This is a genomic window from Pseudomonas sp. B21-017 (genome assembly GCF_024749245.1).
Classification (GTDB): Bacteria; Pseudomonadota; Gammaproteobacteria; order Pseudomonadales; family Pseudomonadaceae; genus Aquipseudomonas.
On the sequence record NZ_CP087194.1, the window covers coordinates 3,451,157 to 3,465,907 of the forward strand.

Genomic DNA, 14,751 nt, shown 5'->3' on the forward strand with positions numbered 1-14,751 from the left:
TTAGTTTTTCCGCAACGGAACAGTCCGTACCCTCAACAACTTTATGACCCCATCTGAAACAGACACTAATACAATGCCAGTTGCCCAATAACTTAAACTAAAAGAGGATCCCCACACCTTTAAGCAACAACCAGTAGAAGGAACTACCAATGGACCAACAGCACACAACTGCGAATTATAATTTGCAACTATCCAACCCTCAAGACATCACCCCTCGACTTAAACAAGGCATTGAGGGCGATAAAATCGAGCGAGGCGAAATCATCGCACAGCTTAAAAAGGCTATTTCCGGAAAAGAAAACAATGAGCAGATAGACTGGGAAGAGCTATTCATTACAGTGACCGAAGGTTCTTCGTTCGAACAGGCGCTGCGCCCCGGCGCTGTCATGTTGCAGAGCATGATCGACAAGCCCGCCTTTAAAGAAGTGCTCGCCTACTATTCCGTCCATCCCGATGCTTCGTTCTATGTTGTCGATGCAGGTCACATCATCGCTTCCCATAATGGCCGCGAAATACGATTGACCGCAAAGACCAAACTTGATCCGGACCTCAATGATGATTTGGTTGCAATCGCGGATATTGCAGCAACCATCGACAGAGTGGTGTTCTTCGACAATCGGCTGGGTGTTGCTCAATGGATCACATTCCACGAATACGAACTGCCCGAAGATGTAAAACGCATAAAAAACCTGATCAAACATCTAGAGTTTGACTACCACCCTTCCCCTGCATTGGGTAACTACTGGGAAGCCATCACGAGCAGTGAGGACAGGGCTTTGGTGTTGTCGGCGGATGACAGGCAAACAATTCGTACCTTGACCGCTCAGCACATCGGCGGACGCGGAAAACTGCTGGTGGACCTGTGTAGCATTGCATTGGGAAATCGTTCGAAAACAGCAAACCGATTGAATTGCCGCGAACTGCTGCATGAATTGGGTGTACACCCCTATTTCAAAAGCTGGTCCGAAAGTTACTTAAAAGCGCTTGACTGGTACGGATCCAAATCAGGTGAGTCCGTCTCAGAGTTGAACCTCGAGCAGGTGCTCATGACTGCAATTATTCTCGACATTTACCCGGACGCGGGAGGCGACGAGCGTCGAAATCACATCGCGGGTTACAACCTTTATGCACCTGAAAACATAGAGAAATCGGTTCCAGAGGTTTTCACTGAACTGGAACGGCATCTTGAGAATGAGCATGACATTCCTTCTAACACCAGTACGCTCGCCGCCTACTTGCTGCTGGCAGGCAGGGCACCCGAATTTCTGGTAAGAAATCTGCCCGAATCATTGCGACTGGGCACCCCCGAATGGATTACGTTCTGTCGGGGTGTTGCCATAGCAGAAGCCAACGCTTGCGGCTCCGTGCTTTCCATGACATTTGCAAACGTCATGCAACTTGAAGCGATTGAGCCAGTCAACAACGAGCAGGAAATTCTGCACAGCGTGCTATCAGTAGACCCGATTATTGACTGGGCGCTGTTGAACAACGTGATTACTCTTGAGCAGGTGATCAGTGACTATAAAGGTTCTGGTGATCGTGCCATTGAGGCTTATCAGACCTTTGCGGATGCCTATTCGCAAGCAGTCGCCACGTTATCGACCCCACTGCCCAGCCGAAAAGCGATTTCCCGGGAGATACTTGAGCAGATCGTGCCGGACTGCGATTTCATCGACGAAAAAATACTGTTCGAGAAACAACGGGGTTGGCACGAGTTCAACAATTTCGAGCCGTTAGCCATGTCCATGGTAGAGCTCAACATGTCCAACCATCTGGGGACACTGAACTGGGATTTGAAAAGAAGCCCTAGTCTCTACCAGAGATTTCCGCACCTTGTGCCTAATCTGGTCTCTACGGAGGGGATTTTCAAACGTCGTTTTGACCAGGCTTATGCGCCATTGGAAAAAGCGATGGCCAGTATTGTCAAGCTGGCTTTGTCGGCGTTACCGCCGGCTGACCGGGTTCGTTTGCTGTGCGGTGAAGTCACTTTCTTCACTATCCGGCCCTCGGTTGCCATCATCCAGCCTCCCGATTTGTTTCCTCAGGAAAAACAGAAATCCAAAGATGAAGCCACGGGTCGCTATGGCGTCGTGATGTGCTCGAAATATGAAGGCCGGTTGTATTGTTATGAACTGTTCACCTTGCACGGTGAATGCAGGGAGAACCCTCAACTGGCAGCACTTGTGCAAAAAGAAGGTCTGCTGGCACAACCTGCGAGACTGGACTTTACCGATCACATCAACAGTTTGAGCAAAGCCGAAAAAATCCACAATTTGCCAACTGATATAGAGAGCTATACCCATGGAGTTCCACCAGGCAACACCCGGTCCAGTCATGGGGTAATTGAAAAACTGGGATCATTGAACGCATCGGTAAAAACAACACGCACTATTAAGCCTGGTTATTATGAGAGTTATCAAAGCGAAGAATTCAGCCCCCTGACAAATTTCATTTTGAAGCATCGCCCCCTCTGGACGTACGACGAACTGATAGAAGACGCACGGGGCCGAACGGAACTGGAGCAAAGACACTCAAAGGAAGAACAACAATTCGAGACATTCATTAATATTATTGTGCCCTTTAAATCCTGCATCGAAGACTTCTTCTCCGACGATCCGGACCGTAACAGGGGCAGTACGCTGTCCTGCACGCTTGAACTAGCGATGACCGTTTTGCTGGTCGTTGGCGTCGCCGCAAAAGCCGCTAGCGTTGCGGCAAAGGCCGTTTCCACGGCCTCGAAGACCAGAGCGCTAGCCAAGTTGGGCCTAGGGTTTCTCCACTCTGTGTTCAACCCGCTGGACGGTACGCCAGAGCTGATCCTGGGCGTCGGAAAGTATTTAAAGAAAGGTGTATTGGGTATCAGTCGGGCTGGCTTGAACTCTTTGGAAAGTGCAACCCATCAACTTCGAAGACTGACCGGCAGTGCTGACGCTTATGACTTGATCAAAGCGGCGCAACGAACTGATATCGGACAAGGAACCTGGCGTCCGCTGGGTAGCTCTGGAGATTCTTTCGTCGTGTCTGCGGTCCGCATGCAGGATGACTGGTACGCTCTCAACCGGCTGGGGCAGCCGTGGGGAAAGAAACTCAAAAACTTCGACTTGAGTTTCAAGTCCTACGTTCGCAAGAAACTCCTGCCGGATAGCTTCGTCTCCGCCTATGTCAAAAGAAGCTTACCGATCGCCCAGACAAAAATTGACACCGCACTGCATCAACTGGTGGCGAACAGTGCTGATTTCGAAGTAAAAGCAGTAATAAAGTATTTCTTCGGCAACAGTTCCGCTCAAACTGTTGAGCACCTGACCGAAGCATTACGCAAAATGAAAAAAGACCTCAATCACATCTCCCTGAAGAACATAGATATTGTAAAAAAACCTTCGGACGGCGCGCTGGCGGCAATGCTTCCCGAGACCTTCGCGCGATGGAAAGCAGCGAATTACCCTGCCGATTCAGTTAACAGTCGATTCATTAAGATCTACTCGGACAATATGACTGACTTTTTCCAAAAGGAAAGGTTCGACAGAGGACGGATCGCTGATGGCGTGGTGCATGAGATGTCTCATGGCTCACAACGTACGATTGACCTGATGTATGGCAACCCGGATCCCGCATTTGGTAAGGCCGGCGATGTCGATGTGACTCAGTTGATGAATCTGGCGAAGCATCCGGAAGGATTAGATCCTTTCACATTGCGGGATGCCGATCACAAGGGGTTCCGTGAGTTTAACCAGCTTAAAAAAGACTTGCCCAAGATCGTTGCCGAGGCTCCTGCACTCCTGAACGCCGACTCTTACGCCCTGGCTATTGGCTTGCTGAATCAACGATCGGCCAATTACCCGCGCTTTCTCGAAAACCTGGGCCGGATGAGGAGCAAGTTCGACACCGCAACCGGTAAGCACATCACGGAGGCTGTGATCATTAATCTGTCTACACTCGCCTAGATGCCTGGAACAGAAAATCTCTGTCAACGGGGGCGCTGACCTCCCGTCGACTCAAGTAAACGGCCGCAAACTCACAGGAATCGCCTCCTGTGGTTTAATTGCGGCCTTTTCTTCGTCCCTCCTCGCCTACACCAAGGAACACTGTCATGAGTCAGCTCAACGCAACCAAAGTCCTGGTCATTGGTTACGTCTGGCCCGAGCCCCGTTCTTCAGCGGCCGGTGGGCACGTCATGCAAATCCTTGAAACATTCTTGCAGCAAGGCTGGGACGTCACCTTCAGTAGCCCGGCCGGCACCGGCGAACATCGGGCTGATCTGACGGCGTTGGGCATTCGTGAAATTCCGATTGAATTGAACAACAGCAGTTTCGACGACTTCGTCAGTGAACTTGCTCCGGACATAGTGCTGTTCGATCAGTTCATGATGGAGGAGCAGTTTGGCTGGCGGGTCGAAAAATACTGTCCCGATGCCCTGCGTGTCCTCGAGACATCGGATCTGCAAAGCTTGCGGCACGCCCGGCATCAGCGCCTCAAGGATCGCTTGAAGGTCAATGACGACAATAATGATTTCAGCGACTTGTTCGCGCCGGCGTTGCGCGAAGAGTTCGAACTGATGGCTGATACCGATCTCGCCAAACGGGAGATTGCTGCGCTGTACCGTTGCGACTTGAACCTGATGATCTCTGAAGTGGAGATCGAATTGCTGGTCGAGCAGTTCAAGCTGCCGCGCAACTTGTTGCACTGGTGTCCGCTGATGGTCGAACCTGAGCTCGTACCGCCGACAGCCTTTGAAGATCGGGCGCACTTTCTCAGCATCGGCAATTTTCGACATGCGCCGAACTGGGATGCGGTGCTCTGGATGAAAACAGCTATCTGGCCGTTGATCCGCGAGCAACTGCCCACGGCTCAGTTGCATATCTACGGCGCTTACACCCCCCCCAAAGCTACCGCGTTGCACAACCCGGCCCAGGGCTTTCATGTCATGAACTGGGCAGAAGATGCTTTGCAAGTGATGTCGGCGGCACGCATTTGTCTGGCGCCTCTACGCTTCGGTGCCGGTATCAAAGGCAAGATCGTCGACGCCATGTTATGTGGCACCCCCACGGTGACGACGCCCATCGGCGCCGAAGCCATGCATGGCAATCATCCCTGGCCTGGGACCGTGGCCCGCACGGCACGGGAACTGGCTGACTGTGCGGTGCGCCTGTATAAGGATGAAGCGCTTTGGGCGCAGGCCCAATCCCACGGACAGAGGTTACTGGCCGATCGATATAAAATGTCGGAACATGGCCCGGCATTGATCAAGAAGTTGTTGCACTGCCAACAGCACTTGACTCAACTTAGACGCGATAATTTTACCGGTAGTATGTTGCGTCATCACCACCATAAAAGTACGCAATACATGGCGCAATGGATTGAGGCGAAAAACCGAAACCCCGCCTAAGTTACACACAACTAAATACACACATCTTGCATTATCACGACAATTGATCACCCCTCTCTTTCCCTTTATAAGTTCTTGACCGAAGTGGGTGGCAGTCACTCACTTCGGCCAACCAACAACACCTATCAAACTATGCAAGGAAGCATTAAATGGACAACATTGTTCAGAACAACTACGCATTTAGAAACTGGATGGGCGCCACGCCGGCGATTGATACTTTGTCGCTCGCCGAATTGACACTGCCAGGCACCCATAACGCCGGCAGCGACTGGAAGGCATCCTGGCCGCTGATCCCAGGCGCCCATTGGCTGGCGTGTCAGCACGAATCGTTTTACTCGCAACTGCGCCATGGTTCCCGAGTGCTTGACATCCGTTTGACGTATGACGCCAGTGCGCCGGGGCTCGGCAAGTTCTGCATTCATCACAACGGCTACCGTAACGGCCGCACGTTTGGGCACCTTGTCAAAGACGTAGAAATATTTCTGCAAGAAAACCCCAATGAATTCATCATCCTGGATTTTCATGAGTTGAATGGGGATACCTTTGATTACGCTTACTTCAATAAGATGATGATCCATTTCCTTGGATACCGCTTGATTCCCAACCAAAATCGCTCGTTGAGCATCGGCCAACTCAAACGTCTCAGCGACAGCCAACGCGTTGTGGTTGCTGCGCCTTGGCACTGGGCAATTGACAAGAACGTGTTCATTCAGCAAATCGAGCACAAATGGTCTGGAAACGGCCTCACCAGTGCCTCCGAGTTGGAACAGCACATTATAAAAGTGCTGAAATTCCCGCCAGGCACATGGGCACCATGGTCCCTGTCCGCGACCAGTTATAGCGCTCTCGGTGGTCCGGTAGATATTCACGATGAGCTTAATTCGTGGTTTGACCCGAATAAAAGCGACTGGGCAACACGGTGCAACATTATCAATGTCGACTTCATTGAAGAAAGCAACATCGTTTCGTATTGCCTGACCGCAAACCTGAGTAAAGCGGCCAAGCGCGCCAACTAGCGCCGAGCCATTAAAGGATTAATTCTTATGCAAGTATTTCCGTGACTGGCAATGCAGTCGCGCACTTCTATGCTGGGTCATGAAAGCCTTTCTACGCAGGCGAGCAATAGAGGTATGGCACGCAGCCACACCCTAAACATGGACCTCGTCCCCTCCATGGAAGGGACGAGTCTACGACAAGGAACTGTCATGACCCATAACGCAGTAATCACGCTGGATAAACAAAAATGGATGAGTAATGCCCTCGACATCGATCGTATAAAACTGACTGATGTTATCTGGCCCGGCGCCCATAACGCCGGCATGGATAAACAGGCGCCTAATTATGAGGTGGTCGTCGGCAACTGGACGACATGTCAAAACGGTTCATTTGCATGGCAATTGTCCAATGGCGCACGGGCATTCGATATCCGCCTGGGCTACACCGATGGGGCTGAGCAGTCGATTTTCTATTTCCATCACCATGGATATCAATCACATCGGGTTCTCGATGAACTCATCAGCGCAGTTTCATCTTTCCTGGACCGAAACCCGGATGAATTCGTGGTTTTGGACTTTCATCAGCTAGGGGACGGTAACAATCGCTTTGACTATCAGAAACTCAATGAGCTTCTGGTCAGCCAACTCGGACAGCGAGTGATACCGCCCGACAACGCCACAAAAACGATCGGCGAGCTCAAGCGGATCAGTGCTCGCCGCAGGGTGATATTAGCGGCGCCCGTACGGCGGGAACTGGATGAGAATTATTTCTGGCCGCGTATTGCACACAAGTGGATCAACAAGCGGTTTACCGACACCGAGGATTTGAAAACCCATATTTCCAACACACTCAAAGACGCGCCTTACGAAACATTTTTATGGTCGTTATCGGCCACCAGCTACGCGTTTCTGGGAGGGCCTCAAGACATCAAAAACCACATCAATGACTGGTTCAATCCCACCCGGGACTGGGTCACGCGCTGCAGCATCATCAATACCGACTTTTTCGACGAATCCGAAATCGTTCGTTACTGCTGGAGTGCCACCAGCATGAAAGCGGTATACGGTGATGCCTTGCATGCCCCCGCCTGAGCACAGTCGCGTTGCAAGCTGGCCTTAGGCGCCCCGAAAGAGGCATGATCAAGAGGCGATAACAATAAAAGCGCCCTGACATGACCCGAACAGCCAGAGTCACCGATCCTTCCTACGAATTGATGGACGACCACAACGGGTTGTCCATCATCTATCGCCAACACGGATTCCCCTGCCCCCTGGTGCGCTGGCATTTCCACAAGGAATACGAACTGCACCTGATCATCGCCAGCTCCGGCAAGGTGTTCATCGGTGACTACATCGGTAACTTCTACCCGGAAACACTGTTCCTGACCGGCCCCAACCTGCCCCACAACTGGATCAGCCAGGTGGGCGAAGACGAAGTGGTGCCCGAGCGCGACATGCTGGTCAACTTCACTGACGAGCTGTTCGAAAGCGGCTATCAGGTGTTCGCCGAACTCAAGACAATTGCGCCCTTGCTGGAGCGCGCGCAGTACGGCATCGAGTTTCGCTGCAAGCGCACCATCCGCCAGGCCATGACCTTGATGCAGCGCATCGCCGACACCCACGGCATGACCCGGCTCGGGCATTTTTTCATTCTGCTGGAGTTGCTGGCGGCGTCCGATGACTACCAGTTGCTGTCCGGTGCCACAACGCCGCAATTGGCCGATGAACACAATATCGACCGTACCAACCGGGCGGTGGATTACATCTTTGCCCATTACGCCAGGGATTTAACGCTGGAAGAGGTGGCCGAGCATCTGGGCCTGAAGCCGACCTACTTCAGCCGAGTGTTCAAACAGGCCACCGGACGCTGCTTCATCGAGTTCGTCAATCGCCTGCGCATCAGCAAATCCTGCGAGCTGCTGGCCGATGGCGACAAAACGGTGACCGATGTGTGTTTCGAGTCGGGCTTCAACAACATTTCCAACTTCAACCGGCGTTTTCAGCAACTCAAGGGCATGACGCCGTCGCACTACCGGCGGCTGGCGGTGCAACGGTTGACTGAGCAAAACCTCGGCTGATTTTTAGATCTCCTTCGCGGGCAAGCCTCGCTTTTGCAGGAGCGAGGTTTACCCGCGAAGAGGCCGATGAAACCTGTACAAATTCAATGACCGTTCGCCTCTGCAAAGCCTGTCCTTGCATCTCCCCCGCCAAAGCCCAGTGCAAAAAAGTATCGATCACAGTGCGATGGATGATTTGTCAGCCTGTCAATTGAAGGCTGTAATCGCTGCACATTCTTCCCTCCGCAGGAAGACACAAAAACAATAACTGTCCTTCTGTAACCCCCGGGTGCAGAAAAGGAGTGCACGATGCAACCTTCGGTAAAAGCTCTGCTTGCCCTCACCTGCATGACCCTCAGCAGCGTCAGCCTCGGCGCTCAGACCCTGACCATCGCCACCGTCAACAACAGCGACATGATCCGCATGCAAAAGCTCTCGAAAACCTTCGAAGCCGAGCATCCGGACATCAAACTCAATTGGGTGGTGCTTGAAGAAAACGTCCTGCGCCAACGCCTGACCACCGACATCGCCACCCAGGGCGGGCAGTTTGATGTGTTGACCATCGGCATGTACGAAGCCGCACTCTGGGGTGCCAAGGGTTGGCTGGAACCGATGAAGGACTTGCCGGCCAACTACGCCCTCGACGACGTTTTCCCTTCGGTGCGTGAAGGTCTTTCGGTCAAGGGCTCGCTCTATGCCCTGCCGTTCTACGCTGAAAGCTCCATCACCTATTACCGCACCGACCTGTTCAAGGAAGCCGGGCTGACCATGCCGGAGCGCCCGACCTGGGAACAGATCGGCGAATTCGCCAGCAAACTCACCCATAAAGATAAAGAACAGTACGGCATCTGCCTGCGCGGCAAGGCTGGCTGGGGCGAAAACATGGCGCTGATTACCACCGTCGCCAACGCCTACGGCGCACGCTGGTTCGATGAGAAATGGCAGCCGGAATTCACCGGTCCTGAGTGGAAAAATGCGCTGAATTTCTACGTCGACACCATGAAAAAGTCCGGCCCGCCTGGCGCATCGAGCAACGGCTTCAACGAGAACCTGGCGCTGTTCAACAGCGGCAAGTGCGCGATCTGGGTCGATGCCAGTGTGGCCGGCTCGTTCGTGACCGACAAAACCCAAAGCAAAGTCAGCGACCACGTCGGCTTTACTTACGCGCCGCATCAGATCACCGACAAAGGTTCGGCCTGGCTGTATTCCTGGGCACTGGCTATCCCAACCAGTTCCAAGGCCAAGGAAGCGGCGAAAACCTTCAGCGCCTGGGCCACGTCCAAGGAGTACGGAGCCCTGGTCGCGGAAAAAGACGGCATCGCCAACGTGCCACCAGGCACTCGCGCCTCGACCTACACAGAGGCTTACATGAATGCCGCGCCGTTCGCCAAGGTGACGCTGGAATCGCTGAAAGCCGCGGACCCGAGCCAACCGTCGCAAAAGCCTGTGCCCTACATCGGTATCCAACTGGTAACCATTCCTGAATTCCAGGCCGTGGGCACCCAGGTCGGCAAGCTGTTCTCAGCGGCGCTGATCGGCCAGACCACGGTCGACCAGGCCCTGACCGCCGCCCAGTCAACCACCGAACGTGAGATGAAGCGCGCCGGTTATCCCAAATAACCAGCGCCCCCCATGTAGGGGTCGGCTTGTGTGGCGAGGGAGCTTGCTCCCGTTCGACTGCGCAGCAGTCGCAAAGCTTTTGGGGCCGCTTCGCGACCCAGCGGGAGCAAGCTCCCTCACCACACAAGCCTCGCCCCTACAGTTGATCTTCATTTGTCTGTTCCCAATCGGTTCTGATCGCCATGAATACTTCAACCACTGTCAAAGCTCACATGGACATCCCGCAACCGGTGCGTAAAAGCCGGTTGACCAACCCCGGCTGGTTTCTGGTCAGCCCCTCGGTGGCGTTGCTGCTGCTGTGGATGATCGTGCCGTTGGGCATGACCATTTACTTTTCGATGATCCGCTACAACCTGCTCTACCCCGGCGAAAACGAATTCGTGGGGCTGGAGAACTTCAGCTACTTCCTGAGCGATTCGGGTTTCCTGCCCGGCGCCACCAATACCCTGTTGCTGGTGGGCAGTGTGTTGCTGATCAGCGTGGTGTTCGGCGTGTTGATCAGCGCGTTGCTGGAGGCCAGTGAGTTTCTCGGTCGCGGCATCGTGCGGGTGATGTTGATCTCGCCGTTCTTCATCATGCCCACCGTCGGTGCACTGATCTGGAAGAACCTGATCTTTCACCCGGTCTCGGGAATTCTCGCCTACATCTGGAAGCTGTTCGGCGCGCAGCCGGTGGACTGGCTGGCGCACTACCCGCTGCTGTCGATCATCATCATTGTGTCCTGGCAATGGCTGCCCTTCGCGATCCTGATCCTGATGACTGCCATGCAGTCCCTCGACCAGGAACAAAAGGAAGCAGCGCGCCTGGACGGTGCCGGCCCGATCGCGATTTTCTGGCACCTGACCTTGCCACACCTGGCCCGGCCGATTGCGGTGGTGGTGATGATCGAAACCATCTTCCTGCTGTCGGTGTTCGCCGAAATCTTCACCACCACCAACGGTGGCCCCGGTTACGCCTCGACCAACCTCGCCTACCTGATCTACAACCAGGCGCTGGTGCAGTTCGACGTCGGCATGGCCTCCGCCGGTGGCTTGATCGCGGTGGTGATTGCCAACATCGCGGCCATTGTGCTGGTGCGCATGATCGGCAAAAACCTGACAGACAAAGCCTGAGGCCCGCGCCATGACTCTTCAACAATCCCGTCGTCTGCAAAGCCTGCTGCTCGGCACCCTGGCCTGGGCCATCGCGATCCTGATTTTCTTCCCGATCTTCTGGATGGTGCTGACCAGTTTCAAGACCGAAATCGACGCCTTCGCCACGCCACCGCAGTTCATCTTCACGCCGACGCTTTCGAACTACCTGCACATCAACGAGCGTAGCGATTACTTCAGCTTCGCCTGGAACTCGGTGGTGATTTCCTTTAGCGCCACGGCATTGTGCCTGCTGATCGCGGTGCCGGCCGCCTACTCCATGGCGTTCTACGAAACCCAGCGCACCAAAGGCACGTTGCTGTGGATGCTCTCCACCAAGATGCTGCCGCCAGTGGGCGTGCTGATGCCGATCTACCTGTTGGCCAAGAGCTTTGGCCTGCTGGATACGCGAATCGCGCTGATCGTGATCTACACGCTGATCAACCTGCCGATCGTGGTCTGGATGGTTTACACCTACTTCAAAGACATCCCCAAGGACATCCTCGAAGCTGCACGCCTGGACGGCGCCACCCTGTGGCAGGAAATGGTCCGGGTGCTGCTGCCGATCGCTAAGGGCGGCTTGGCTTCCACGGTGTTGCTGTCGCTGATCCTGTGCTGGAACGAGGCGTTCTGGTCGCTGAACCTGACCTCGTCCAAAGCCGCGCCACTGACCGCACTGATCGCCTCTTACTCAAGCCCCGAAGGTTTGTTCTGGGCCAAGTTGTCGGCGGTGTCGACCCTGGCTTGCGCGCCGATCCTGATCTTCGGCTGGATCAGCCAGAAACAGCTGGTCCGCGGCCTGTCGTTTGGCGCCGTGAAATAGCCCTCAAAGAATAAACATAACGGAGCGCCATCATGGCCAACCTGAAAATCAAAAATCTGCAAAAAGGCTTCGAAGGTTTTTCTATTATCAAAGGCATCGACCTGGAAGTGAACGACAAGGAATTCGTGGTGTTCGTCGGCCCGTCGGGTTGCGGCAAGTCCACCCTGCTGCGGCTGATCGCCGGCCTTGAAGAAGTCAGCGGCGGCACCATCGAGCTCGATGGCCGCGACATCACCGAAGTCAGCCCGGCCAAGCGCGACCTGGCGATGGTGTTCCAGACCTACGCCCTGTACCCGCACATGAGCGTGCGTAAAAACATGTCGTTCGCCCTCGACCTGGCCGGTGTAGCGAAAGCCGAAGTCGAGAAGAAGGTCGGCGAAGCAGCGCGCATCCTGGAGCTCGGGCCGATGCTCGAACGTAAACCGAAACAGCTGTCCGGCGGTCAGCGTCAGCGCGTAGCGATCGGCCGGGCCATCGTGCGCAACCCGAAAATTTTCCTGTTCGACGAACCGCTGTCCAACCTCGACGCCGCCCTGCGGGTGCAAATGCGCCTGGAACTGTTGCGCCTGCACAAAGAACTGCAAGCCACCATGATCTACGTGACCCACGATCAGGTCGAAGCCATGACCATGGCCGACAAAGTCGTCGTGCTCAATGGCGGTAAGATCGAGCAGGTCGGTTCGCCACTGGACCTGTATCACCAGCCGGCCAACCTGTTTGTCGCAGGTTTTCTCGGCACACCGAAAATGGGCTTCCTCAAAGGCAAAGTCACCCGTATTGAAAGCCGGGGCTGCGAAGTGCTGCTGGACGCCGGCACCCGCATCACTCTGCCGCTGAGCGCGGCCAACCTGAGCGTCGGCGGCGCGGTGACCCTGGGCATTCGCCCGGAACACCTGGAGTTGGCGCAACCTGGCGACTGCACGTTGCAAGTCACCGCCGATGTCAGCGAACGTTTGGGCAGCGACACCTTCTGCCATGTGCTGACGTCGTCCGGCGAAGCGTTGACCATGCGCGTTCGCGGCGATCTGGCCAGCCGTTATGGCGAAACCCTGAGCCTGCACCTGGACGCCGAACACTGCCATTTATTCGATGCCAACGGCGTGGCGCTGACTCGTCCACTGCGCGCCGCAGCCTGATATCAGAGAACATGCGATGAAACTGAACAAGTCCAACCTCAACCGCCTCGCCCCCGAGGTGGCCCTGCCCGCCTACACCCTGAGCGACACCCGCCAGGGCATCGCGCACATTGGCGTCGGCGGTTTCCACCGCGCACATCAGGCGTACTACACCGACGCCTTGATGAACACCGGCGAAGCACTGGACTGGGCCATCTGCGGGGTTGGCCTGCGCGCCGAAGACCGTCGTGCCCGGGACGATCTCAAAGAACAGGATTACCTGTTCACCTTGTTTGAACTCGGCGATACCGACGACACCGAAGTGCGAGTCATCGGCGCGATCCGCGACATGCTGCTGGCCGAAGACGGCGCCGAGGCGCTGATCGATAAACTGGCCAGCCCCGAGATCCGCATCGTCTCGCTGACCATCACCGAGGGCGGCTACTGCATCGACGACAGCAACGGCGAGTTCATGACGCATCTGCCACAGATCCAGCACGACCTGAGCAATCCGAACACGCCGAAAACCGTGTTCGGCTTCCTCTGCGCCGCGCTGGCCAAACGGCGTGCCGCCGGCACGCCCGCGTTCACGCTGATGTCCTGCGATAACCTGCCGCACAACGGCGCGGTGACCCGCAAAGCCTTGCTCGCATTCGCCGCCCTGCGCGATGCCGACCTGCGCGACTGGATCGAGCGCAACGTCAGCTTCCCCAACGCCATGGTCGACCGCATCACGCCGATGACCAGCATCCAGCATCGCCTGCAATTGCACGACAAACACAGCATTGACGACGCCTGGCCAGTGGTCTGCGAACCGTTTGTGCAGTGGGTGCTGGAAGATAAATTCGTCAACGGTCGCCCGGCCTGGGAAAAAGTCGGCGTGCAGTTCACCGACGACGTCACGCCTTACGAAGAGATGAAGATCAAACTGCTCAACGGCAGTCACCTGGCCCTGACTTATCTGGGTTTTTTGAAGGGTTACCGCTTCGTTCACGAAACCATGAACGACCCGCTGTTCGTGCGCTACATGCGCGCCTACATGGACCTGGACGTGACGCCGCAACTGGCGCCGGTGCCGGGCATCGATTTGACCGAGTACAAAAACACCCTGGTGGCGCGCTTCTCCAATCAGGCGATTGCCGATCAACTGGAGCGGGTGTGTTCGGACGGCTCATCTAAGTTTCCGAAATTCACCGTGCCGACCCTCAACCGCTTGATCGCCGACGGCCGCGAGACCAAACGTGCGGCGCTGGTGGTGGCGGCCTGGGCGCTGTACCTCAAAGGCGTGGATGAGAACGGTCAGACCTATGCAATTCCGGATCCGCGGGCGGCGTTCTGTCAGGCGCTGGTGGCCGATGATGCATTGATCACCCAGCGGCTGCTGGAGGTTGAGGAGATTTTCGGCACGGCGATTCCGCGTTCGCCAGAGTTCGTCGCGGCGTTCGAGTGGTGCTGTAACAGCTTGCGGGAAGTTGGCGTGACGCAGACGCTCGAACGAGTGCTGGCCGTCTGATTATTCCCACGCTCTGCGTGGGAATGCAGCCCGGGACGCTCCGCGTCCCATCCAGAAGCGGACGCAGAGCGTCCATTGATGCATTCCCACGCAGAACGTGGGAACAATCTTCGGT

The 14,751-nt window shown here is 55.4% G+C and carries 10 protein-coding genes; all 10 read left to right on the forward strand.

From position 1 onward, the window contains the following. The first annotated feature begins 149 nt into the window (after positions 1-149). The 10 genes from LOY28_RS15545 (at position 150) to LOY28_RS15590 (ending at position 14,636) form a co-directional block, all read left to right on the forward strand. Complete coding sequence (locus LOY28_RS15545; protein WP_258612083.1) at positions 150-3,941, forward strand: hypothetical protein; 3,792 nt, start codon at positions 150-152, stop codon at positions 3,939-3,941. A gap of 146 nt (positions 3,942-4,087) precedes the next feature. Further along, the gene (locus tag LOY28_RS15550) at positions 4,088-5,383 is read left to right on the forward strand and encodes a glycosyltransferase (RefSeq protein ID WP_064618045.1); all 1,296 of its coding nucleotides are present in this window, start codon (positions 4,088-4,090) and stop codon (positions 5,381-5,383) included. Between the two features lie 149 nt (positions 5,384-5,532). Next, positions 5,533-6,399 carry a phospholipase gene (locus tag LOY28_RS15555; protein ID WP_111453624.1) on the forward strand — a complete coding sequence of 289 codons (867 nt, stop codon included), beginning with the start codon at positions 5,533-5,535 and terminating at the stop codon, positions 6,397-6,399. A 189-nt stretch (positions 6,400-6,588) separates the two neighbouring features. Further along, positions 6,589-7,470, forward strand: a complete 882-nt coding sequence (locus LOY28_RS15560) for a phosphatidylinositol-specific phospholipase C domain-containing protein (RefSeq protein WP_258612084.1) — start codon at positions 6,589-6,591, stop codon at positions 7,468-7,470. Between the two features lie 80 nt (positions 7,471-7,550). Continuing rightward, on the forward strand, positions 7,551-8,456 hold the full coding sequence (locus LOY28_RS15565) for an AraC family transcriptional regulator (protein WP_258612085.1): 906 nt from the start codon (positions 7,551-7,553) through the stop codon (positions 8,454-8,456). 288 nt (positions 8,457-8,744) lie between these two features. Beyond that, positions 8,745-10,055, forward strand: a complete 1,311-nt coding sequence (locus LOY28_RS15570) for a sugar ABC transporter substrate-binding protein (RefSeq protein ID WP_018926037.1) — start codon at positions 8,745-8,747, stop codon at positions 10,053-10,055. Between the two features lie 182 nt (positions 10,056-10,237). Next, entirely contained in the window at positions 10,238-11,167 is a 930-nt protein-coding gene (locus tag LOY28_RS15575; RefSeq protein ID WP_064618053.1) for a carbohydrate ABC transporter permease, read from the forward strand. Positions 11,168-11,177: 10 nt separating this feature from the next. Beyond that, positions 11,178-12,008 carry a carbohydrate ABC transporter permease gene (locus tag LOY28_RS15580; RefSeq protein WP_018926039.1) on the forward strand — a complete coding sequence of 277 codons (831 nt, stop codon included), beginning with the start codon at positions 11,178-11,180 and terminating at the stop codon, positions 12,006-12,008. Positions 12,009-12,040: 32 nt separating this feature from the next. Then, the gene (locus LOY28_RS15585) at positions 12,041-13,144 is read left to right on the forward strand and encodes an ABC transporter ATP-binding protein (RefSeq protein ID WP_086944234.1); all 1,104 of its coding nucleotides are present in this window, start codon (positions 12,041-12,043) and stop codon (positions 13,142-13,144) included. A gap of 16 nt (positions 13,145-13,160) precedes the next feature. Continuing rightward, a complete protein-coding gene (locus LOY28_RS15590; protein WP_258612086.1) occupies positions 13,161-14,636 on the forward strand; it encodes a mannitol dehydrogenase family protein in 1,476 nt (491 codons plus the stop codon). Positions 14,637-14,751 lie beyond the last annotated feature (115 nt).

What these genes read in the sequence shown, in the direction of transcription:
- LOY28_RS15570 (WP_018926037.1), top strand. Translation starts at nt 8,745, where the DNA reads ATGCAACCTTCGGTAAAAGCTCTGCTTGCCCTCACCTGCATGACCCTC.
- LOY28_RS15550 (WP_064618045.1), top strand. Translation starts at nt 4,088, where the DNA reads ATGAGTCAGCTCAACGCAACCAAAGTCCTGGTCATTGGTTACGTCTGG.
- LOY28_RS15590 (WP_258612086.1), top strand. Translation starts at nt 13,161, where the DNA reads ATGAAACTGAACAAGTCCAACCTCAACCGCCTCGCCCCCGAGGTGGCC.
- LOY28_RS15585 (WP_086944234.1), top strand. Translation starts at nt 12,041, where the DNA reads ATGGCCAACCTGAAAATCAAAAATCTGCAAAAAGGCTTCGAAGGTTTT.
- LOY28_RS15565 (WP_258612085.1), top strand. Translation starts at nt 7,551, where the DNA reads ATGACCCGAACAGCCAGAGTCACCGATCCTTCCTACGAATTGATGGAC.
- LOY28_RS15545 (WP_258612083.1), top strand. Translation starts at nt 150, where the DNA reads ATGGACCAACAGCACACAACTGCGAATTATAATTTGCAACTATCCAAC.
- LOY28_RS15575 (WP_064618053.1), top strand. Translation starts at nt 10,238, where the DNA reads ATGAATACTTCAACCACTGTCAAAGCTCACATGGACATCCCGCAACCG.
- LOY28_RS15560 (WP_258612084.1), top strand. Translation starts at nt 6,589, where the DNA reads ATGACCCATAACGCAGTAATCACGCTGGATAAACAAAAATGGATGAGT.
- LOY28_RS15555 (WP_111453624.1), top strand. Translation starts at nt 5,533, where the DNA reads ATGGACAACATTGTTCAGAACAACTACGCATTTAGAAACTGGATGGGC.
- LOY28_RS15580 (WP_018926039.1), top strand. Translation starts at nt 11,178, where the DNA reads ATGACTCTTCAACAATCCCGTCGTCTGCAAAGCCTGCTGCTCGGCACC.